Origin of the sequence: Maribacter sp. Asnod1-A12 (assembly GCF_045063735.1) — a bacterium.
Taxonomy (GTDB): Bacteria; Bacteroidota; Bacteroidia; order Flavobacteriales; family Flavobacteriaceae; genus Maribacter.
The window spans coordinates 2,064,431-2,085,473 of sequence record NZ_JBEFNZ010000006.1; the positions used below are offsets into that span (position 1 = coordinate 2,064,431).

Annotated in this window: 21 protein-coding genes and 1 pseudogene; 4 read left to right on the forward strand and 18 right to left on the reverse strand. The window is 34.8% G+C overall.

Annotated elements, in window-relative coordinates; all coding sequences use genetic code 11:
• Positions 1 to 309 precede the first annotated feature (309 nt).
• Positions 310 to 1,344 (forward strand): sensor histidine kinase, encoded by a 1,035-nt coding sequence (locus ACJJVP_RS08780; RefSeq protein ID WP_405412819.1) that lies wholly within the window; start codon positions 310 to 312, stop codon positions 1,342 to 1,344.
• Entirely contained in the window at positions 1,341 to 2,102 is a 762-nt protein-coding gene (locus ACJJVP_RS08785) for a LytR/AlgR family response regulator transcription factor (protein ID WP_405412821.1), read from the forward strand. The genes ACJJVP_RS08780 and ACJJVP_RS08785 overlap by 4 nt, the downstream gene beginning before the upstream one ends.
• Positions 2,103 to 2,114: 12 nt before the next feature.
• On the opposite strand, the gene ACJJVP_RS08790 is transcribed toward ACJJVP_RS08785, so the two are convergent.
• The gene (locus ACJJVP_RS08790) at positions 2,115 to 2,636 is read right to left on the reverse strand and encodes a hypothetical protein (protein ID WP_405412823.1); all 522 of its coding nucleotides are present in this window, start codon (positions 2,634 to 2,636) and stop codon (positions 2,115 to 2,117) included.
• Between the two features lie 460 nt (positions 2,637 to 3,096).
• The gene (locus ACJJVP_RS08795) at positions 3,097 to 4,335 is read right to left on the reverse strand and encodes a DUF2130 domain-containing protein (RefSeq protein ID WP_405412825.1); all 1,239 of its coding nucleotides are present in this window, start codon (positions 4,333 to 4,335) and stop codon (positions 3,097 to 3,099) included.
• Between the two features lie 175 nt (positions 4,336 to 4,510).
• Between ACJJVP_RS08795 and ACJJVP_RS08800 the strand changes: the two genes are divergently transcribed.
• On the forward strand, positions 4,511 to 4,645 hold the full coding sequence (locus ACJJVP_RS08800; protein ID WP_405412827.1) for a hypothetical protein: 135 nt from the start codon (positions 4,511 to 4,513) through the stop codon (positions 4,643 to 4,645).
• Between the two features lie 15 nt (positions 4,646 to 4,660).
• On the opposite strand, the gene ACJJVP_RS08805 is transcribed toward ACJJVP_RS08800, so the two are convergent.
• A complete protein-coding gene (locus ACJJVP_RS08805; RefSeq protein ID WP_405412830.1) occupies positions 4,661 to 5,197 on the reverse strand; it encodes a DinB family protein in 537 nt (178 codons plus the stop codon).
• Positions 5,198 to 5,290: 93 nt separating this feature from the next.
• On the opposite strand from ACJJVP_RS08805, the gene ACJJVP_RS08810 reads away from it, so the two are divergent.
• On the forward strand, positions 5,291 to 5,392 hold the full coding sequence (locus ACJJVP_RS08810) for a Vmc-like lipoprotein signal peptide domain-containing protein (RefSeq protein WP_405412833.1): 102 nt from the start codon (positions 5,291 to 5,293) through the stop codon (positions 5,390 to 5,392).
• A gap of 479 nt (positions 5,393 to 5,871) precedes the next feature.
• On the opposite strand, the pseudogene ACJJVP_RS08815 reads toward ACJJVP_RS08810, so the two are convergent.
• From ACJJVP_RS08815 to ACJJVP_RS08885, 15 genes and pseudogenes are all read right to left on the reverse strand, one after another.
• Positions 5,872 to 6,750 (reverse strand): annotated as a pseudogene (locus ACJJVP_RS08815) (alginate lyase family protein); the annotation flags it as partial.
• 12 nt (positions 6,751 to 6,762) lie between these two features.
• Positions 6,763 to 7,113: a hypothetical protein gene (locus ACJJVP_RS08820; RefSeq protein WP_405412835.1), complete on the reverse strand. Its 351-nt coding sequence runs from the start codon at positions 7,111 to 7,113 to the stop codon at positions 6,763 to 6,765.
• Between the two features lie 471 nt (positions 7,114 to 7,584).
• Positions 7,585 to 9,678, reverse strand: coding sequence for a hypothetical protein (locus ACJJVP_RS08825; protein WP_405412837.1), 2,094 nt, complete (start codon positions 9,676 to 9,678; stop codon positions 7,585 to 7,587).
• Between the two features lie 228 nt (positions 9,679 to 9,906).
• The gene (locus tag ACJJVP_RS08830) at positions 9,907 to 11,343 is read right to left on the reverse strand and encodes a hypothetical protein (RefSeq protein ID WP_405412838.1); all 1,437 of its coding nucleotides are present in this window, start codon (positions 11,341 to 11,343) and stop codon (positions 9,907 to 9,909) included.
• Positions 11,344 to 12,200: 857 nt separating this feature from the next.
• Complete coding sequence (locus ACJJVP_RS08835; protein WP_405412841.1) at positions 12,201 to 12,584, reverse strand: endonuclease domain-containing protein; 384 nt, start codon at positions 12,582 to 12,584, stop codon at positions 12,201 to 12,203.
• 164 nt (positions 12,585 to 12,748) lie between these two features.
• Positions 12,749 to 12,973, reverse strand: coding sequence for a hypothetical protein (locus ACJJVP_RS08840; protein ID WP_405412843.1), 225 nt, complete (start codon positions 12,971 to 12,973; stop codon positions 12,749 to 12,751).
• 420 nt (positions 12,974 to 13,393) lie between these two features.
• Positions 13,394 to 13,906, reverse strand: coding sequence for a hypothetical protein (locus ACJJVP_RS08845; RefSeq protein ID WP_405412846.1), 513 nt, complete (start codon positions 13,904 to 13,906; stop codon positions 13,394 to 13,396).
• A gap of 167 nt (positions 13,907 to 14,073) precedes the next feature.
• Positions 14,074 to 14,952, reverse strand: a complete 879-nt coding sequence (locus ACJJVP_RS08850) for a sugar phosphate isomerase/epimerase family protein (RefSeq protein ID WP_405412849.1) — start codon at positions 14,950 to 14,952, stop codon at positions 14,074 to 14,076.
• A 25-nt stretch (positions 14,953 to 14,977) separates the two neighbouring features.
• On the reverse strand, positions 14,978 to 15,658 hold the full coding sequence (locus tag ACJJVP_RS08855) for an NrtR DNA-binding winged helix domain-containing protein (protein WP_405412851.1): 681 nt from the start codon (positions 15,656 to 15,658) through the stop codon (positions 14,978 to 14,980).
• A 192-nt stretch (positions 15,659 to 15,850) separates the two neighbouring features.
• The gene (ablB, locus tag ACJJVP_RS08860) at positions 15,851 to 16,702 is read right to left on the reverse strand and encodes a putative beta-lysine N-acetyltransferase (RefSeq protein WP_405412853.1); all 852 of its coding nucleotides are present in this window, start codon (positions 16,700 to 16,702) and stop codon (positions 15,851 to 15,853) included.
• A 33-nt stretch (positions 16,703 to 16,735) separates the two neighbouring features.
• Positions 16,736 to 17,935, reverse strand: a complete 1,200-nt coding sequence (locus tag ACJJVP_RS08865; RefSeq protein WP_405412856.1) for a glutamate-5-semialdehyde dehydrogenase — start codon at positions 17,933 to 17,935, stop codon at positions 16,736 to 16,738.
• The gene (gene proB / locus ACJJVP_RS08870; RefSeq protein ID WP_405412859.1) at positions 17,935 to 18,723 is read right to left on the reverse strand and encodes a glutamate 5-kinase; all 789 of its coding nucleotides are present in this window, start codon (positions 18,721 to 18,723) and stop codon (positions 17,935 to 17,937) included. Before proB ends, ACJJVP_RS08865 begins: the two co-directional genes overlap by 1 nt.
• Positions 18,716 to 19,531 (reverse strand): pyrroline-5-carboxylate reductase, encoded by an 816-nt coding sequence (gene proC / locus ACJJVP_RS08875; RefSeq protein WP_405412861.1) that lies wholly within the window; start codon positions 19,529 to 19,531, stop codon positions 18,716 to 18,718. The genes proB and proC overlap by 8 nt, the downstream gene beginning before the upstream one ends.
• A gap of 44 nt (positions 19,532 to 19,575) precedes the next feature.
• On the reverse strand, positions 19,576 to 19,767 hold the full coding sequence (locus tag ACJJVP_RS08880) for a hypothetical protein (protein ID WP_405412863.1): 192 nt from the start codon (positions 19,765 to 19,767) through the stop codon (positions 19,576 to 19,578).
• A 139-nt stretch (positions 19,768 to 19,906) separates the two neighbouring features.
• Positions 19,907 to 20,767, reverse strand: a complete 861-nt coding sequence (locus tag ACJJVP_RS08885) for an RNA polymerase sigma factor RpoD/SigA (RefSeq protein ID WP_405412866.1) — start codon at positions 20,765 to 20,767, stop codon at positions 19,907 to 19,909.
• Between the last annotated feature and the right edge of the window lie 276 nt (positions 20,768 to 21,043).

The following is a 21,043-nucleotide window of genomic DNA, read 5'->3' on the forward strand; positions in this document are numbered from 1 at the left end:
CTGGTATTAGATATAGCTCTAATCGGTTTGTTTACTGTTGGGTAAGAGGGTGTAACGTACTGTTTTTTTGAAATTTAGCTCGGCAATGTCTTTAACATGAAAATTTCATATTTAACTTAGGTTGTTTTAGACGGTAATATAGACGCTTGAGCCATTCAAATCTTTTTGCATGCGAATAACCTAATATCTTTATGATTCGGAAAAACAATATCATATGCTCAAACATTTTGAACTTAGGTTTGAAAAAACATGGTTGAAATAAATTTCCGTTTTAGATGTTTCTAGGCAAGCATCAATAGAAGATATTATATGGCAATAACTAAAGTTAAACAAGGGGAAGTAATAAAAACGGCCCTCTTATTAGGTATTCTGGTCTCGCTGCCAAAAACCATTTATTTATATAATGGTATTATGGAGGGTAACTTAAATTTCTCCATGTCTTGGGTAGCAGATTTCTTGTACCGTTATTTGTTTTTCTTTTGTTTTTCATGGTCTGTAATTCAAGTAAATACTAATATTGATTATGACGAATTTAAGTGGCGACCACTCTTAAAGTGGATTGTAATACTGGTAATAAATGTAATTTTATTGTTGGTAGTAGTCAAAGTGATCAAGCTATGCTATCCCTTAATTAATGGTAGGGTTTTAGAGCATCATGAAGAAGGTTGGATCAATTTTACGTTTATAAATCTTTCCATAGTACTTTTTTTTATTGCCAGGTTGTTACGTGTAAGTACCGATAAGCAAGAAAGCAGAATAGAAAACGAGCAGTTGAAACAGCAGAATTTAGAGAACGAGCTTGCTGCCCTTAAAAACCAGATCGACCCTCACTTTTTATTTAATTCTCTGAACTCTTTGTCGTCTTTGATTAGGGAAAATGAAAATGCGACTAAGTTTGTAAATAAGCTATCGTACATGTATCGGTATATTTTACAAAGTGGTGAAACCAATTTGGTACCTGCCAAAGAGGAATTAAAATTCTTGGACTGTTATATTTTTTTAATGAAAACCCGTTATCGTGACCGCATAAATATAGAGATTAATGTTGCCGATGATTTCTTGGATCGCGAGTTACCACCGTTGGCATTACAGTCGTTGGTAGAAAATTCTGTAAAACATAATGAAATTTCATCTACAAACCCTTTAACGGTAAAAGTATATTCTAGTGGAGAATCGTTAATCGTAGAAAACCCTATTCGCACGCGTAGCACCTTGGCAGAAGGTATGGGTACCGGACTTTATAATCTTAAGAAACGGTATTTGTTATTATTGAAAAAGGAGTTGTTGGTGAACACCGATAATGATATTTTTAAGGTAGAACTACCCTTAAATCAACAAGAATGAAGGTAATTATTGTAGAAGACGAATTTGCTGCTAGCGATAACCTATCATATCTATTGACAAAGATAAATACAGATATAGAGGTTATTGAAATATTAGATACAGTAAAGGCCAGCGTAGCTTATTTCGCAAAACCCCACGATGGTGTTTTGGTATTTATGGATATTCATTTGGCAGATGGTATTTCATTCGAAATTTTTGACCAAGTAGAAATCAACATTCCTATAGTATTCACCACCGCTTATGATCAATATGCCTTAAAAGCCTTTAAGGTAAATAGTATAGATTATTTACTGAAACCTATTGATAAAGAAGAACTAAAAGATGCTTTAGATCGGTTTGAAGCTCAAAACCAACAAAATGGAATAGATGAGCAACAAATGCAAAGTCTATTGCATCTAATACAGACCAAGCCAACTAATTTTAAACAGACCTTTTTGGTAGGTGTTGGGGATCAATTTATACCCGTTAAAACAGCAGATATCGCCTATTTTTATATAGATACCGGGGTTGTAAAAGCAGTTACGGTTCAAGAGCGTTCTTATGCGTTAGATGTAAAATTAGAAGAAGTAGAAGAAGCATTGGATCCTACCGTTTTCTATAGGGCGAACAGACAGTTTATTCTGCGTAGAGAGGCTATTGTAACTATTAAACTTCATTTTAATAGCAAATTATTGGTAGAGGTTCATCCTGCCTGTAGCGAGCGTATTATAGTTAGCAAGGCAAAAGCATCAGACTTCAAAAATTGGATGGGGAGATAAATTTTTGATGTTTTAAGGTATGGTGCTAATTTCATAAAGTTTCCAGTTGCCATCGGATGTTTTTTCAAATGAAAACATATGTTGGCCACCTTCAAAAAATGCAGTAGGTAGGGTAGTGGTAACCAGTATATGGGTGTATATTATTCCGTTTGTTTCTTCACTAGAAATAACTGTTTCATTTTCCTTAAGGATGTTTACAAATTTAGGATTGAATAGAATGTCATAATCATTGGCGATAAAACTATCTATAGGAATATAGATGAGGTCATCATAAATTTTATCGTACCAAAGCGAATCATTTTCTCGTAAGAAGTTCATTTGTTGCGCTTCGGATGGCGTATTCTCCAAACAATCATAACAACGAATGGTCTTCCCGGATGTATTCTTAAAAGCTTCTTTGTCCTCAGCCGCTAAATCAGATAAAAAGGATGTCCACATAACCGTTACATCATCACCTGATGCTTTCTTTTCTTGTTGGCATGATACGGAAGTGATAGTGAGTAGTAAGGCTACCAGAATATGAGTTAGTTTCATAAGATACTTTTTTTCTATTTTTTCATTAAAATATGTAACAATTTGCATAAAAATGCTACATATAGGTGTAAATAACCATCAATTTGGTCCAAAAGTGCCAAAACGTCTTAAAACATAAACAATGAAATTCTTAAAATATTTTATACTTGCGGTCGGCATTTTAGGCTTGGTAGCAACCCTATTAAATGTGTTTTATTTTAAAGATACATCTAGTAGTAATTTCGGGAGTTTTATTAGCTGCATATATCTAATTTTCATCTCTTTTAGATTTGAGAAAATGATCACTTGGCTAAATTCCAAACTAAATAAAGCTTAGCGCCCAACGCTAAACGTAATGCGCGGCACGCCTAGCGCATAATTTATTAAGGGCTTTGTGCATAGCGCAAAGTGAAATTCATTATTTTACCAACAACCAACAACCAACAACCAACAACCAACAACCAACAACCAACAACTAAAACTAATCGTCTATCTCCGCATCCGGTAAATCAAGAATGGTCGATGTGGATAACGCATTACCCGCAATCCCTTTAATAGAACCAAAGAGAACATTTATATTTTCTTGAACACCCCAAATTTGCTTCTCTCGCACGGCAAAATTCTTGTAAGCGGCTTTCTTTTCGTAGTTCAATTGTTTGATCATAGAATCGTAGTTTTCTATAATTCTATTAATGTTTTGTACAAACTCGTTACTAGTGAGGTAAGAATATAGCAGTTCCATCTTATCACCTTTGTTTTCGTCAGATGATTTTATGGATTGTGTTTTTAACAGCAATTCTCTTAATACGAGAGATACACTTTTTACTTCGTTGAATCCGCAGATCCAAACACCATTTTTCTCACCAAAACGGTCCATATCGGGCGGAAAGGTTTCTGTAACAATTACTGCGATATCAGCCTTGCAATTAATTTGATCTTGCTTAAGTTTATTGATCCAATCATTACTGAAATTTTTGGTACGTTTGCTTTCATAGACAATAGAACCACAGGTCTGTTGCAGCGAGTTAATGACGGTCTGTATGCAATCTGCACCACGAATACCTTTACCAACTTCGTCTATATTATCAAAAGGGTAGGTGCTGCGCAATAATTCTTCTAATGCCAGTTCTTGTATTTCGCCTTGCATTTGCATAGAACCTTGCTCTGCCTTGCGCTTCATTTCATCAATAAGCTTCTTTTGGTCGTCTAGCTGTTTCTGGTATTCTTTCTCTTTTAGCGCCATTGCCTCGCGCTCTTTTGCCTTTGCTTTTTCTTCGATGACCGACTGTTTCTCCAGCAATTCTTTCTGCACGTTCATCTTAAGCTCTTCGGCTTTTTCCTTTAATTCGTTCTCACGTTTTAAAAGGTCGATCTCTTGTGCACGTAGCGCTCTGTTCTCTTCTTTCTTTTTCTCGTTCTCTTGTTGCAGGGCTTTTAACTTTTGCTCAAAAGTTTCGTTGGTCTGTAGCTGTATTTTTTCAGATTCTTTGGCAAGGCGTTGTGCCAGCTTCTCTTTAAAAAGCTCGTTTTCCTTCTCTTTCTTCTTCTCGAATTCTTCTACTTCAATTTCAAGTTTTCTACGTTCTTTATTGAATTTTTCTGCCTGCTCCGCAACTTTACGTTCATATTCAGCCTTAAAATGAGCCTGCATTTTGCCGGAAAGCGCCTCTTCAACATCAAACTCATGTCCACAATTGGGACATTTAATTTTATCTACCATTTTCTAAAAACCATTTTCAACTATAAAAATACTGAACCCATACCAAGCCTACAACGTTTGGCGGCACTCAAATGAAATGAAAATTTATTTGTTGCGTAGTATTTTGATTTCCTGACAATTGTCATAGAACATCTTGCAACTACATTCTATTTTTGTGTTAATAAAATTACCGACTATGACCTCATTACATCTACCCTTGGTAAACTGGAGCTACGGCGTTATTATGATCGCTGTATTTGCAGCCGTGTGTTTAACCCTTGTTGGCATTGTACTAATGCTAATGAACGGCGATAAGAAAAAAGAAGAATAACTTTCTCTTACACTGCTATTGATATAATACGTACCGTGGCGGCGTAAGTCCGTTTAGGCGCATGTAAACCAACATTTGCCCTCTGTGGTGCGTAATATGGTCTGCCAGCAGCATATAAATTTGTCGTTTAGAGCGTGTAAGTCCAAAATAATCCAACTCGGTATCTAACTGTTCAGGAGATACATCTTGTAAAAGCGCAATGGCTTCGGTAAACGATTGGTCTATGCGAGCCATCATTTCAGCCTTTGTTTTGTTGGCAGGTTTAAAAACGGTGTCCGTTTGGTATACACGCGCTTCTCGGTCGCCAATGAGTGACTGGCTGTGCCAATCTAGCGCAAAACCAATATGCATTAAATTTTCGGTAAAGCTCAAGGACTCCTCTGTTGCTTTGTACCCATACTTCTCCTCCGGCATCATATCGGCAACTAGTAACAAGTACTTACGTGAGTTTTCTAATCGCTCTATGGCGTCTTCAATGAATTTGTCTTGTTGGGCTAGAAGACAAGTTGTTGTAAAAAAGAGGAAGGTGATAAGTGTGATTGTTGTTTTCATGATGATTGATGATGAGATGAACAACTAATTTACTTCATTTGGGACAATGCACAGCCATTTTCACGTTCTTCTTGAGTTAATGTCCAAACATTGATGACTTTTTCAGTTAAGTTATTTTCATTATTTGGGACTACCAGTTCCATTTCTGTAATACTTTCTGTAGCAATGGTATACGTGTCATGTTCCAATAAATAACCGTTTAAAAATACAGGATTGTTTTCATCCAAATCCAGAAAGGTATTCAGCTCAGCTTGTGTTTTATTAGGTATTTCCTTTTTTAGTTTAGCAAACAGAATACCGTTTGCCGTAAGATTATAAAAATGCGTTTCTCGTCTAGGTTTACCTTTTATTACTGCTATTTCTTCAATATCTTCCTTTGAAGTGATGATATTTATATTGGCGATGATATGCTCGTCAATCAATAGCATTGGGCAGCTGATTTTTACTGCCTGTGGGAGTTTGTTGAAACTGTCTTGGGCATAAGCGCTTAATTAGAATAGGGTAAATACTTAGAAGATAAAGTTTCTTTTCATAACGAAATTGGATTGAGATGCTCCACTAATGTACTCTATTTTTCAAATGCGACTGCTCGTTAAACTAATTCACTTTATATGCTCTGAAATTCACAATATCTAGAAAAAAGAGGCTGCCTAATTATTTAGAAAGACCAAGATTTACCACCCTTCAGGCAATGGGTCTAATAACTGCACTATGGGCGATGGTAATTGGTCTCCCGGCAACTTATGCAGAATATTGGCAAATTCACGTTCCTGAAATCCAAGGGCTGCATTCCAATATAACTCGTTGGCTCTTCCGGTACGCAGCGGTCTAATTTGACTGCCAGGCCATTCTTCTTCACCCAGAATAAAAGGTGTAATGTAATCTATGGCAAGTCGTATACTTCTGCCCTCTGTGCTGCGATAGGCAAAAAGGTCAAAATCAAGATGGCGACCAAGGCGGGCAACACCTACTAGCGCACGTGCACCGTAAATACTATAGCTTAATGCATTTGTACGAATAAGTTCTTGCGGTTGGCGACCATCTATAAAAACCTGTCCAAAAATTCGTGCAGGCATGCGTTCAAGAAAAGTACGTGCAATCTCAGGTTTTTCACCGTAGAGCGAAAAGAGAATAAGATGTTGATTATACCACGCACCATGGTTATTAGGTTGCATAGCTTCTTCAACACCTTCCGGACTTTCCACCATCCAGGTAGCGAGTTCGCCGAACCACTTACGCAGGTCGGTTTGGTCTTTAGCTGTCCAGCCAGAAAAGTACTCTAGCAGAATGGCACAATCAACCACCCAATCCATTCGGTTAGATTCTAGTATGCCACCACTACTATTATATTCATGACCACGGCGTTTTTGACCATAGCGAAAATTAGGGTTCATTCTAGTTTCAGAATTTAAATACCAAGCACGAATTTGCTGCACGGCACGTTCGGCATATTTTTCCTCGCCCGTGAAATACCAAGCAGGAACAAGAGATGTTACCGCCTTGTTCATCGCCTCAAGCCTAGAGACATCAGAGGTGCGGCGATCAGGGTTGGTAACTCCGTCGCGTCAAATGTAAGGTCCATCGGGGTTTTTAGCATCTGGCCACCAATACGGGCTATAGCTAAAGTAATCGTGAGCGTCTCCACTTGGTGGTAAAGCACCTTCTGCAACTACATTTACAATCGGTTGCTCAAGTGCAGCATCAGCTTCTTCGACGATTTTTTTCAAGGCTGCCACCAAATCTGTATTACCCGCTGCAAGCTCTTTTTTTATTCTTGGGAGTTGATCGCCTTGACCAAGTAATAAAGAGGGTGTTGTACTAGGTTCGCTGTTTTGGGCGAAAGTGAATGTTGTCAATAGAAAGCATACCAATGAAAGAGTTAGGTAATGCAACCGTTGCTTTTGCAGAGTATTCATGATGTAATTTTTATAACAAGTTTAAAATGAAAATTCTGGTCAATAATCTAATTACCATTTCATTGAAACTGGATGTTTATAGTGTATACTAAATATGCTGATAATGTATAGGAATAGCTATTTTCTATATGATGTTATTGAAAATAGTGATAATTGCTATCATATTGCTAGAAAATGGAGTAAAATTGTATGTTGCGGTTAACAGGTTTTACGGAGAGATTTGAAATTTGTTGTTATGCTCTTAACTGAATTTTGAACTTGACATAACGGTCTAGTATAAGAAATCGTAGGGCATGAGGTAAGCACTAACATTTTGGTTTATTACTTAGCTAAATATTAATATTTTGCTTTTATCTTTTCTACTATAAACGCCAAATTTTATATTTAGCGGACTTTATTAAAACTCACAAACCTTTCGGTTTAGCACAAATGCCTTATGTTTTTTTATACATTGTTATAGCCAGTGTTTATTTACATTACATTTATGTATTTTTCGCAATCCTCAATAATAAAATCAGGAATTATATCATATTCACTTGGGTCAAGTTGGCATATTAGTTCATTCTCTATATGAAATGTTTCGTTAATAAACTTTCTTAGAACACTTGGTATTTTCTCAAGTTTTTCATCATAAATCAATCTAAATATACTCAGCTTGGTATAATTATTTTCTGCATTTAAAAATAAATTCTTTAAGAATCCTATGTCATTTAATGAATTCAATAATACTTCATAGTCAAAATCGAGGATATAAGATTTTATGTTTTTTACACCTGAATTATAATCTTCTTCTGACAGTAAATTATTCTCTATTTCTTTTCTGTGGTCAGTACATTCGACTACTTTCCTTTTATGAAATAAATTTGAGAGCACTTCATATTCATTTCCTAAATCATCTAATATTTCATAATGTCGTCTTAGATATATTAATTTAATTATGTTATCAATTTCAGAATTTAAAGTTTTTTTGCAAATTTGAGCAAATGACAATATGTTATTCTTTTTTATTTCTATCTCTGATAGAATTCCATTTTTAGTGCATATAAAATTTGATTCAGATAGGTTGTTAAACTCTTTAAGGACTTTCACGGTGTCAATTACAGGGTCAAGGTCGTGAGTTAACATCAATACTGTTTTATTCAAAAGACAGTCTATGCTTTTACCTCTAAAAAGCATATGCATAATTGCATATTTTTTGCTTTTATCAAATGAAGATATTGGGTCATCAAGAACTATTAAGTCAGGGTTTTTATGCAAAGCTTGATACATAAATAGTACGAGTGCAAATGCATTTTTTTCTCCAAAACTTAGATATTGTTTTCCTCCCGAAATAATATCGGTAGACTCAATATGTTTTAGAAGTAGTTTGTAGTCACTTGTGCCTACATTTTCAATTTCAACTGTATATTTATATCCCGCATTAGTTAAAAACGAATTGATACTTTTTCTATGTTTTTCAATTAATTTTTTAACTAAACTTTTTTGCTTATTTATTTCGCCCTCTAAAACCCCCACTTTTTCAAGAACGGTGTCTAATGAAGAATTTAAAGAGTCTATTATCTCAACAGTTTTATCAGATTTCAACCTATCAAATAAGTCTACATTAATTTTTAATCCTTTTAATTTTTCCTCTGCTTTCTCATCTTCACTAAAGCTTAAAGGCGAAATGTCTTTTAATGACTTTAATTTTAAGAGTAAATCATCAATTTGTTGTTTAACAACAACTATGTAGTTCATTTCAGATTCTTCTAAACCTGTTTGTTTTTCTGTTATATTTTTAAGTGTAGTATTGGCTGATTCAGAAAAATATTCTCCAAGATTTTGCAATGCTTCAATTATTACATTGAAATTTTTGATAACATTTTTGTTATAAAATGTAGAAACGGATTTAATGGTGTCTTTTTTTTCAATTGTTGGAGAGGTACAATATGGACAATCGTCTGAAATATCGAGATATTGTTCTCCTTTATTTTGCCAGTCTAACCAACTAACACAGCTTTTGTCTTTAATTAATTTACTATAACCCTTTAAAGATTCTGGAATATGTTCAATTTGGTTTCCATTTTCAAGTCCTTTATATAGTGCTGAAGTTTTCGAGAGACCAGTTTGAGTGGCTTTAAAGCTTTTTGATAAATTATCAAAGTCTGATATTATTTTATCGAGTTCTACATTTTCCGAAAACACTTTTTTTATTTCTGAAAGAAGTTGCTCAATTTGAGTAGTGTAGTTTTTGAATTCAGGAGTCTCAATGAATATTTCGTAACTGTTTGAAATTAATTCATCTTCCTTGAATAAAAATTGATTTAAGTACTCTTCATTAAAAATGAGTACACTTTCAATTTCTTCACTTGTCTCTACTTTTGGAATAATTTCAACTTCCCCACCTCTGTGTTTAAATGGTATTAATTCTTTTAATTTTTCAGGCGTTTCTGTATTATATTTTATAGCTCTTGTAATCGTACTTTTTCCTGTACCATTAATTCCAAACTTAATATTCAGTTTATTATTGGAAATCTTTATTTCTCCTGTTTCAATATTGTTGCAATGTGTTATTTTGATTTCCATTTATTGACTTAAGTAGTTTGGTTTTGTAATGTTGTTTTTTGCATTGCCTATAACGGTCTAGTATAAGAAAAGTAGGTCAGTTGTAAGCGATACTTTTCGGATTAAGCTAAAGCCGAATTTTCATATTTTGTTAATTATTTTTTCTCTTCTTAATTATACCAAATTAAAAAATTTGGCGACTTAGCAAATACACACAGACCTTTCGATTAAGCACTTTTTGCCCTATTTTTATACATTGTTAGGCGTAGTATCTATCAGTTCCATAATATAGTTTGGTTTTTGTGCAATCTGTTTAAGCTCATTCCTTCCAATAACATTATAGTCAGACAAAGAGAAGTTCACTTTATCTAAATCCGAATTAGTCACTAAATAGAACTTTCGATTTGGAAGTCTATTTTGATACACACTTAATTGTTCTATCACATTTCGTGAAAGTTTTTTATTTCGTGAAAGTTTGAATTCAAAGAAGTATTGAACACCTTGTAAATATGCTGACAAATCAATTCTTAAATTATTATCTAAACGTTCCTCCTGGAAATTTTCAAAACCATTTTTTTCTAGAATGAAAACAAAATATTTACGAAATGAAATCTCTGTCATAGCATCAATATCACTTATTGTTATTTTATCTTGAATATTTTGAATTCTTGAAACTTCAATAACATCCGAAAAATAAGATATGTTCTTAATTTCAATTATTAGAACACCATCTTGAAACAGTAAATAATGATTTTCATTTTGAGTTTCATCTAATTCAGTTTGGTATTCCTCAAAAGTCAAAAACCCTCGATATGAGAGAAGTCTTTTATCTACACCAACGAATAAAAAGTTATCGTTTTCTACTTTGTAAAAGCTACCTGCAAATTCTTTGTTCTTGTAAGACACTCTTGGTTTATTGGAATATAAATCTCGGAAAGTACTGTCTTTAATCTCTTGTTCTATTGGTGTAATTAAACCTTGAAGCCGCTTTCTCATTTGGGAATAATAACGACTCAATTTACTGTTTCCTAAAAAACTAAACACAGATGCATAGTGACCAGCCCTTAAAATGTGATTTTCCATAATTGGGGAATTATCATTGTTTTCAATTGGTGGGTCGAGAAATCGGTTAGACGATATTTCATCTTCATTTAAGAGAGTTAATGAAGCAACTCTAATATCTCCTACAACCATCATTTTTTGCTGCAATGCATTAACTTGTTGTTGATTGGACGTGTTGATATTTGTAGAACCTTTACATTCTACCACTAGTATTCTATCATCCTTAGTTTGACATTTCCAGTCAGGACGTCTACCGCCTCCATATATCCTTTGAATTGTAGAAAAGTTTAAATTGAATAATTGTTCCGCAATAAGTACAGATATACCAACACCAAAATCTTCTGAAATTGTAGTTAGAACTTCTGAACCATTTTCAATTCTAATTTGGTTAGTTTTAATTCTAAACTCCTCGGTTCCATTATATATTTTTTCTATTAAATCGGATTTGTCTTGAAACTTATTTCTATTTGATGGCGCCCATCGTCTTGATTGAACAGTACCAATATGATATATAAGTCGATATAAATTAAATCTTATAATTCTATTTGTTGAAACTTTATCTGCTGTATCCAAATGAGGCAAGAGCAAACTATCAATTTCAACTGATATTGTCCTATTAGTCATTCGAAGTGTAATATTTCTTATAAAACTCATTGTTTTTTCATATTACGCCTAACAATTGTGTATGTGCACAATTACATATATTGGTGAATTTTTAGGTTTATGTGCAATAGTTTATATAATAGTTTCAGCTAAAGTGGTAGAGGGAGTATACTTTACTTGGAACTGCAATATAAAGAAGTTTACGGTATATTTTCTTACGGGTTTCCGTAAAACTGTAAGAAAAATAAAAGAGGTGTAAAGAGATTATAACGAGCTGCGTTTGTATTTAAAACGAGTACACCGTAGCACCCACCCCTCAATCCCCTCCCAAGAGGGGAGGTTTTCGTTTTTGGTTGCGGGTTTTATGGTAGTTGGGGTGTTGCGTTTTTATAAGAGTTACTTCGTCTGTTTTATCTACAAAGTTTATTAAAAGTCAGAAACTGTTCCCCTCCTTGGAGGGGCTAGGGGTGGGTTCTTTTGAGTTAGAATGTTTAATCTAATCTTCATCACCTAATCACCCACCCCTCAATCCCCTCCCGAGAGGGGAAGTTTTTGTTTTTGGTTGCGGGTTTATTGGTTGTTTGTGAGTTGGGTTTTTGTAAGAGTTACTTCGTCTGTTTTATCTAAAAAGTTTATTCAAAGTCAGAAACTGTTCCCCTCCTTGGAGGGGCTAGGGGTGGGTATTTTGAGTTAGAATGTTCAATGCAATCATCGTCTCCGTAGCACCCACCCCTCAATCCCCTCCCAAGAGGGGAGGTTTTCGTTGTTGGTTGCGGGTTTTTTGTTGGTTGGGGAGTTGCGTTTTTAAAAGAGTTACTTGGTCTGTTTTATCTAAAAAGTTTATTCAAAGTCAGAAACTGTTCCCCTCCTTGGAGGGGCTAGGGGTGGGTTCTTGTTTGTTCTAATTTCTCAATTATTACTTTAATCTCTTCTAAAACAAAACCCAAATTATTCTTCACATCAGTGTCTGAAAATCTGAGCATGTGTACTCCTAGAGACTCTAAGCGTGCTTGCCGTTTCTTATCTTTTTCTTCATGTCCTTCTTCAAAATGAATACTGCCATCTACTTCTATTGCGAGCTGAAGATCTTTGCAATAAAAATCAACTATATATTGATCGATTGGAATTTGTCTGTTAAATTTTTGACCTAGCTTTTTACCTTTGATTTCTCGCCATAGCGCGATTTCACCAAGGGTCATGTTGTTTCTTAATGTTCTGGCGAGCTCAACTAAATTTGGGTTATATGGAATAATCTTTCTCATAGTAGTACCCACCCCTTAATCCCCTCCCAAGAGGGGAGAAGTACGTTATTAATTGTGAAATTGGAGTTAGTTGAAACTACTGTTTTCATAAGAATTATTGTCAGAATATATTCTAATTAAATACGCTGGTTATTCCCTCCTTGGAAGGGCTAGGGGTGGGTATTTTATTCTATAATTTCATAGTCAATACTAAGCTTTCGCAAAGCACGTAATGCAGAACCGGTATTTTTATCATCCAATTCTATGTCAACGGCATCACCTTCTAAAAGTATATCGGTAAGTTCATTTGCTAACGATGGACTACAGTTAGTCGATATTTCTACAATACTATTGGCAATCGCCCTTCTATCTGGTCTTGGAGCATCACAAGACAATAAATTGATTTTCATAATTGTAATTTATACATGCAAGATACCAGTGTTGGGTGAGGAAATGGGTATTGGTATGCAATTATTCAATTTTAATCAACTACTGTTCCCCTCCTTGGAGGGGCTAGGGGTGGGTCTTTTTGAGTTAGTATGTTTAATGAAATCTTCATCACCCGTTCACCCGTTCACCCACCCCTCAATCCCCTCCCAAGAGGGGAGGTTTTCGTTTTTGGTTGCGGGTTTGTTGGTGGTTGGGAGTTGCGTTTTTATAAGAGTTACTTCGTCTGTTTTTATCTAAAAAGTTTATTCAAAGTCAGAAACTGTTCCCCTCCTGGGAGGGGTTAGGGGTGGATTCTTCTGGTTACAGTGTTTATCAAAACCAAAAAATCCGTTTTAAAGACCTTTCTTTAAAACGGATTAAATATCAATTTAACTTATGTATTATACGAACAGCAAAATAATGGTCAAAACGATACCACCAAGAGAAAAGTACAGTCCTTTTTTAAATACAGTAGTTTTGGGCATGAACATCCAAAAGGACGACACCACGAAAAATAGTAAAGAGAGTCCGAAAAATATGTTTAGAAAATATACAGGGCTATTTGTGGTTGCCTTGTGCAGATGTTCCATCTTATCTAAAATGAATGGAAGTTCCATTTTTTTAATGATAGCCATACCTGTTGCCGTATTGTATTCACCTTGCTTAAAGTAAACAACATCACCTTCTGTTTTTTGAGGTTTTACACCGCCTTTAATTCTTAACGCACCACTAAGTTCTGTGGCTTTTAAATTTGGTTTTAGTTGTTGTTCTATAATCTTTTCACTTTTTAGAAAGTCTGTATTTCTAAAAATCATAATAATACCGCTAATGGAGTACATTGCCATTATACCGGCTAAAAAGAAGCCTAAATATCTATGTATGATTCTCATGCGTAAACTGGTGGTCATTCTCATGCTATACCTTTTAAAAGTTGGTTTTCAGCGTGCAAAAATAGGCACATAATTTTATAAGTGATTAAGACAATGTTAAATGTAAAAGGTTTAATGGGGAATTCATTAAAAAAGAAAACCCCAAAGAGAAAAATCTCTTCGGGGCCATCTCCGTTGTTTGATAATACTAATTATTTGAAACCTATTTCTTTTATGCCTTCGTGACTGATTTTAATAGCGTCTAAAGGTTTTAATCCATCAAAGGTCATATCCTGTTCAACCATATAATATTTCATACCAGCAAGCTCTTTATTGGCTAAAATATTTTCAAAACCTATAGAGCCTTTACCAACTGGTGCGAATCTACCTTGCTCATCCATATCTTTTACGTGCCAAATTTTAAAACGACCTGGGTATTTGTTGAAATAAGCAATAGGGTTGGCACCTGCTTTGGTTACCCAAAATAAATCCATCTGGAAGTTCAATAATTTAGGGTCTATATTTTCTAATAAATAATCTATTGGAACAATACCCGCAGCATTTTTCTTGAATTCAAAATCGTGGTTATGGTACAACAATTTTAGTCCTGCTTTATTTGCCTTCTCTCCAAGAGAGGTTAAAATTTTTGCTAAATCTTCTACAGTGCCTGTCATACCCATTGTTCGATCTTCTTGGTTGAAAGTGAACATGCCCATTGGTGGAATCGGCACTACAAAATATTTAAAACCTGCAGCTTTGGCATCTACCATCATTTTATCGGCATTGTCAAGAGTAACCGCACTTTGGTGTGTGCTAATCGGTTTCAGTTTTAAAGATTGTAATAAGTCTTTAAAATCTGTCGGAGTCATACCATAATATTTGCCGTCTTCGTAACCTGCAGCTTCTATATTTTTATAACCTGCATCTGATACTGCTTGTAAAGTTGCTTTAGCATCGGCACCCATATCTTCTCTAACGGTATACAGTGCAAGGCCACCAAATTTCTTTTGGGCATAGGTGGTTAATGTACCGAGCATAAAAGCAGCTATAACGGTACATTTTAAAAAGTTGTTCATTGTTGAATTGTTCATTGTTGTTGTTTTAAGTATCTAATGTTTATTTAAAGCTATATAAGTATGGGGCTTTATGTGCCTTGCCCTCAAAAAGTTTTTCATGCCGTTCTAACACATCTAGAGATAGCATTTTGCGTTGAAAACTAGTACGTCTTAATTTTTGATCTAAAATAGCTTCGAATACCTGCTGTAGTTGTTTCATTGTAAATTTTGAAGGAAGCAGGTTCATACCGATCAACTTTTCACTGATATTATTACGAAGTACTTCTAAAGCTTTATCTACTATTTCATTATGGTCCATCATTAATCTAGGAACATCTTCTATAGCGTACCAACCTATACTATCTGAAAGGTGGTCTGGCTTAGGGTCAACATCTTCATAATTTATCAATGCATAATGACCGACCGTTACAAAACGTTCCATCATCCATTTGTTTTTTTCAAGATCTTTATTATTTGCTTCTAAGATGCGTTTCATCGCAAAAGGGTCTGCTCTATCTATAGCGCCAAAAACTTGAAATTGGTCTAGATATACATTTTTTAAACCTGTACGCTCTTCCACACCTTTATCTACAGCCTCCTTTAAACTTTGATTTTTTCTAATGAACCCTCCTGGAAGAGCGAAAAAACCGGTGTTTTGATATTCAAGTATAAGTATTTTTAATGTTTTGCCATTAAAACCAAAAATGACACAATCGTATGAAAGGTTAGGAATGAATTTCATATTTTTAGCACCTTTCATTGATGAATTTGATAAATTTTAGTTGTGTATTTCAAATAAAGCACAAATAATTGTGTAATCAAAGGATTATTGTAATTAAATGAGACAATAGATAGTATGGGCTGAAAATGAATAGTTTCCTATTTATTTTCAGCCCATACTTATGCTTCGATATTTCTTAAGATTGCAATTTATTTAAAGAGTTTTTTTCAAATACCATACATTCATGCTTTCGATAGTGTTTAGTACCATACAATTGTTTTTCAGTGTGCCCGCAAGAAGAAATCCATGCTTACTAAATGTAATATTCAGTCCGTAGGAGGTAGCTCTAACCATTGTATAGAGTGTTTTACATTTGTAATCACCCATTTGCCGTATAATTTCTTGTACTAAGAAATAAGAAAGATTTTGACCTCTGTAATTTGGGTGGGTAATAAAATCAACGATTTCCATATTTGATTCCGCTTCATTTATGCATAAAATAGTAGAAACTAGTAACTCTCCGTTTTGAAACAAGCCATAAAATCGATGATTCAGCTCTTTAAGTTTTGAAAAATAGGTATCATCTTTTATTTGATGAGGATGGTATTTATATGCTTTATGATATAAATCTTCTAAGCTCTTAAAATCTGCTGCGGTTAGCTTTTTAATATTAAAGTCGATCGGCATTTCGAAATGCGAGTCTGAATGCGAATTATTGGCTGCCTTGGCAATCGTTTTTACCGTTGCGATGGTTTTTAAACTTTTCTCGTCATTGGTATAGCGTTTCTTATTAGGATATTCTGCTAAAAAATAACCATCTATTTTACCATTATAGAGACCGGGAATTTTAGCTTCTACAGAAAAGCCCTTTGCTTGTAAAGCATTGACTTCTTGTTCAGGAGCCTTTCCTAAAATCTTCTCATACTGTTGTCGCTTAGCAAGGTCATGCATTTTTGGCAGTAAAATATCCAAGTCGATATTATCAGCTTCGGTAAAATAAATTCGTTTATGCATATTGCCGTGATAGACCAATGCACCGTCTATCTTTTCAATTGTTTCGAACATAGATTTCGATTTTCTGGTAGTGAACTCCGTTAACTATTCGCGAATTTGACCATCACCGAATACATAATATTTGTTGGTGACCAATTGTTTTAGGCCTAGTGGGCCACGGTGGTGCAATTTATCTGTGCTAATAGCTAATTCTGCGCCTACACCCATTTGCCCACCATCGGTAAAACGGGTAGATGCGTTTTGATACACTGCGGCACAATCTACCTCTTCCATAAACTGCAATGCTGTATCTTTATTCGCTGTCATAATGGTAGCAGAATGCCCCCCGGAATTATCATTGATTTTTTCGACTGCTTGGTCAAGAGACTCAACTGAACCTAAGCAACATTTCATAGCAAGAAATTCTTCTTTCCAAACAGCATCATCTTTAATACGTTGCGCGTTTTTAAGAACTGAATTTACATGGGCATCAACCAAAATTTCCACCCCTTTTGATTTCAATAGTTGATGTAAATCTTCTAGTTTTTGTTCGTAGTTTTCAATAGCAGTGCTAATTAAGATTTTATCTAGCGCATTACAAGCCGAAATTTTTTCTGTTTTAGCATTCATGATCACTTTAATGCTTTTGTCCCAATCGGCTTCTTTGTCTACAAACAAAAAGTTGTTACCTCTACCACTTACAAGAACCGCACATTTGGCATGTTCTTTTACAAAATTAATCAAACGTTCGCCACCTCTAGGTACAATAAGATCTAATTTCTCGGTAGGGGTTTTTAAGAACTCTTGTGTTTCTTCCCTATTCATGGTCAACTGTTGAATATAATTGTTCGGTAGTCCGTTTTCGGTTAAAGCGCTATGCCAAAGTTCTACGAGAATGGTGTTACTATGTAAGGCCTCTTTACCACCTTTCAAAAGAATTTTATTGCTCGCTTTAAAGGCAAGTACAGCTGCTTCAATAGTTACATCGGGTCTAGATTCATAGATGATCATAATAGTACCGAAAGGGGCCGTTTTGTTGGTAATGTCTAATCCGTTTTCTAATCGTTGCGTAGAAATAGTTTTGCCTACAGGGTCTTTTTGTGACATGACTTCTTTAATAGAGTTGATCATACCATCGATTTTACCATTGGTTACGATTAATCTATCATACATTGCTTGATCATCTTTTTTGAAAAGATCTAAGTCTTTCTTGTTGGCTTCAAGAATGCTACCTCGGTTTTCGTCCAAAAGTCTCATCATGCTATTTAAAACCTTATTTTTTATTTCCGTTGAAATTATCTTCATTATGCTTCTGCTTTTTCTTCCATGGTTACTTTCGTACCCACATTTTTTCCTTCTATAATATCAATTATCGTTCGGTCTTTTTTTCCGTTAGCGATATATGTAGGTATGTTTTTTGCTGCTGCCTGTTGGGCGTAATCTAATTTAGAACCCATACCACCACGACCTTCGCCTGCTTTTTTAGTATTGTCTTGTATGAATTTATCTAGATTTTCTTCAGGATTTACATGTTCGATAAGATCACTGCTTTCTTCATTTGGATGACCAGTATAGAGTCCGTCAATATCCGTTAGAATAATCAATTTGTCAGCATCTATAAGTTGGGCAATTAAACTGGCAAGTTCATCATTATCTGAGAACATGCTCATGGTCACCGAAACGGCATCATCTTCATTGGCTATCGGTATAACCCCTTCAGACAAAAGCCCTTCTACACAACTAATCATATTTTGGCGATGTACACCAGGGGTGAAATCTCGCTTTGTAGGAAGCACTTGTGCGCATTTCATACCATAATCGTGAAAAATATTATAATATAATCGCATCATACGTGGTTGCCCAATGGCAGAATACACTTGTCTGCGCTGTGTGTCATTTTCAATTGATGACGCCCCTAAAACCTCACGACCTGCAATTACAGAACCTGAAGAAACGAGTACGGTTAAAATATCTTGTTCATATAATTCAGCGATTTGTTGGACCAAATTTCGCAATACCGGTCTCACGATACGATTGTCCTTATTGGTCATTACGTTGGTGCCTACCTTAATTACAATTTTCTGTTTATACATTTACCTTTTCTTTACCTAATTCAACTGCACGCTCAAAAGCTGCGAAAGCGGCTTCTTTAATCAATTCCCCTACATTATTGTTTTCCATTGAATCTAGTGCCGCACGGGTAGTACCACCTTTACTTGCAACTTTATCCATCCAAGAATTCGGTGAAAGCTCATTCTGGTTAAACAGCTCGATGGCACCTGTAAATGTTTGTGCTACCAATACCTTAGATACATTAGGTGAAAAGCCCATTTTTAAAGCGGCCTCCATCATACTTTGCATAAAGTAAAAAACGTACGCCGGTCCACTACCAGAAATTCCGGTAGATGCATCGATAAAATTCTCGTTGCTTACTTGAATTGATTTACCAGTGGTGTCTAACAAACTTTCAATAGTCAACAATTCAATTCTAGTTACTTCATTCGATGCTACGAATGATGTAAGCCCTCTACCTATCGATGCAGGTAGATTTGGCATAGCCCGTACTATTTTTGTGAGTCCCGTTAAGTTTTGAATGGTTTCTATAGTTACCCCGGCCATTATAGATATTACAATTTGACCTGATTTTACAAGCGGATTCAATTTTAGAAATACACTCTCTGCATGATATGGTTTTACCGCTATAAAAATAATATCTGCCTGTGGAGCACAATTTTTTAAATCATCAAAAGCATCGAATTGCGGATTCTCGCGCAGTTCCTCCAACTTCTCTTCAGAAGTGTCAAGCACCATTATATTTCTCTTCTTAAGTAATTTTGATTTGGACATTCCTTCAGCATACGTCAACCCCATGTTGCCGGCTCCTATTACTAATATTTTCATGAATTCAATTTAAATTATTGGATAATATATGTGTGATTGTATAATTATATAAATAACATTTTTTCAATAGCGTTGTTCTTACGCCTATAGTAAATTTGTCTGTAAGTGTGTAAGTTTTTAATGGGTATGCCCATGAAGTATTTTGTAATGGACGTCACCTTTGCTTTTTTGAGTCCGTTGCGTGTTCTGTATAATTCTTTAATATCGCTTTCTCTTTTAATGTAGATAAATTTCATGTGATGGTATTTCAAATAGTAACATAACATATGCTTTGCCAACTCCAAATTAGAGGTGTTAAGCTTGTGTTATACTATTCTAAAGGTTGTTAATAATGAGCTCTATATGAGTCTTTTATATTTAGAAATAACTCAAATTTTATAGGTATGCTCGTAAGATTTCAGTGTTAGAGGTACGACGTAAAGATTTTAAACCCTTATCCTTGATTTGTCGAACACGTTCTCTGGTAACGTCAAAAATTTCACCAATTTCTACCAAGCTCATAGCGGGTTGCTTCCCTAGACCAAAATATAGACGCAAGACATCACCTTGCCTTTCTGGTATTTTATTCAATACCTGATTAATATCTGTCTCCAAAGATTCCGCCATTACTTCCTTGTCCGGGCTATTTAAAGTCGTTGATTCAAGAACATTGTATAGAGAAGAAGATTCACCTTCTTTAAAAGGAGCGTCTAATGAAATGGACTTGACTGAGTTTTTTATGGAGTTTTTTACTTTAGAAACACTCATATCCAATTCTTTTGCGATTTCAGAAGGACTTGGCGGGCGTTCATTTTCTTGTTCTAAATTAGAATACACTTGGTATATTTTAGAATTGACGGCTATTTTGTTTTGTGGTATGCGTATCATTCTTGAAGAGTTGGATAATGCCTGAAGAATAGATTGACGAATCCACCAAACGGCGTATGATATAAACTTGAACCCTCTAGTTTCATCAAAACGTTTGGCAGCTTTAACCAAACCTAAATTACCTTCGTTGATCAAGTCTGTAAGGCGTAAACCTCTATTTTGATATTGTTTAGCCGCAGATACGACAAACCTTAAATTGGCACTTACCAATTTATCTAATGCCTGCTGATCACCCTCACGAATTTTTCGAGCCAATTCTACTTCTTCATCTGCAGTAATTAAATCTATTTTACTGATTTCTTGAAAGTATTTTTCTAATGATTTGGCATCTCTGTTCGTAATTTGTTTGGTGATCTTCAGTTGTCGCATAGAATAAATTTTAGATTAAAATATAACATAGCAAAATTTCGTTAAAATGCAAGAAATTGAAGTGTTTTATGATTTATTTGACTATTTTAAAGAGTTTTTTGCATGTTTTGAGTCAAAAGTGGGTGTTTTTTAGAATTTTTAAAATGGTGATTTTATGTTTTGGGTTTCAAAATTTATGATACAATTTTTATAGAGTTAAGATTATCTTCTGAAATTGCTTTAATTGTACTTGCAAAAAATAATTTTTGAAGAATTTGATTATTCTCGAATTACGGT

Bases quoted from the DNA above. Each gene is read 5' to 3' on its own strand.
- ACJJVP_RS08780 (WP_405412819.1), top strand. From the start codon at position 310: ATGGCAATAACTAAAGTTAAACAAGGGGAAGTAATAAAAACGGCCCTC.
- ACJJVP_RS08785 (WP_405412821.1), top strand. From the start codon at position 1,341: ATGAAGGTAATTATTGTAGAAGACGAATTTGCTGCTAGCGATAACCTA.
- ACJJVP_RS08790 (WP_405412823.1), bottom strand. From the start codon at position 2,636: ATGAAACTAACTCATATTCTGGTAGCCTTACTACTCACTATCACTTCC.
- ACJJVP_RS08795 (WP_405412825.1), bottom strand. From the start codon at position 4,335: ATGGTAGATAAAATTAAATGTCCCAATTGTGGACATGAGTTTGATGTT.
- ACJJVP_RS08800 (WP_405412827.1), top strand. From the start codon at position 4,511: ATGACCTCATTACATCTACCCTTGGTAAACTGGAGCTACGGCGTTATT.
- ACJJVP_RS08805 (WP_405412830.1), bottom strand. From the start codon at position 5,197: ATGAAAACAACAATCACACTTATCACCTTCCTCTTTTTTACAACAACT.
- ACJJVP_RS08810 (WP_405412833.1), top strand. From the start codon at position 5,291: ATGACTTTTTCAGTTAAGTTATTTTCATTATTTGGGACTACCAGTTCC.
- ACJJVP_RS08820 (WP_405412835.1), bottom strand. From the start codon at position 7,113: ATGAATACTCTGCAAAAGCAACGGTTGCATTACCTAACTCTTTCATTG.
- ACJJVP_RS08825 (WP_405412837.1), bottom strand. From the start codon at position 9,678: ATGGAAATCAAAATAACACATTGCAACAATATTGAAACAGGAGAAATA.
- ACJJVP_RS08830 (WP_405412838.1), bottom strand. From the start codon at position 11,343: ATGACTAATAGGACAATATCAGTTGAAATTGATAGTTTGCTCTTGCCT.
- ACJJVP_RS08835 (WP_405412841.1), bottom strand. From the start codon at position 12,584: ATGAGAAAGATTATTCCATATAACCCAAATTTAGTTGAGCTCGCCAGA.
- ACJJVP_RS08840 (WP_405412843.1), bottom strand. From the start codon at position 12,973: ATGAAAATCAATTTATTGTCTTGTGATGCTCCAAGACCAGATAGAAGG.
- ACJJVP_RS08845 (WP_405412846.1), bottom strand. From the start codon at position 13,906: ATGAGAATGACCACCAGTTTACGCATGAGAATCATACATAGATATTTA.
- ACJJVP_RS08850 (WP_405412849.1), bottom strand. From the start codon at position 14,952: ATGAACAATTCAACAATGAACAACTTTTTAAAATGTACCGTTATAGCT.
- ACJJVP_RS08855 (WP_405412851.1), bottom strand. From the start codon at position 15,658: ATGAAATTCATTCCTAACCTTTCATACGATTGTGTCATTTTTGGTTTT.
- ablB (WP_405412853.1), bottom strand. From the start codon at position 16,702: ATGTTCGAAACAATTGAAAAGATAGACGGTGCATTGGTCTATCACGGC.
- ACJJVP_RS08865 (WP_405412856.1), bottom strand. From the start codon at position 17,935: ATGAAGATAATTTCAACGGAAATAAAAAATAAGGTTTTAAATAGCATG.
- proB (WP_405412859.1), bottom strand. From the start codon at position 18,723: ATGTATAAACAGAAAATTGTAATTAAGGTAGGCACCAACGTAATGACC.
- proC (WP_405412861.1), bottom strand. From the start codon at position 19,531: ATGAAAATATTAGTAATAGGAGCCGGCAACATGGGGTTGACGTATGCT.
- ACJJVP_RS08880 (WP_405412863.1), bottom strand. From the start codon at position 19,767: ATGAAATTTATCTACATTAAAAGAGAAAGCGATATTAAAGAATTATAC.
- ACJJVP_RS08885 (WP_405412866.1), bottom strand. From the start codon at position 20,767: ATGCGACAACTGAAGATCACCAAACAAATTACGAACAGAGATGCCAAA.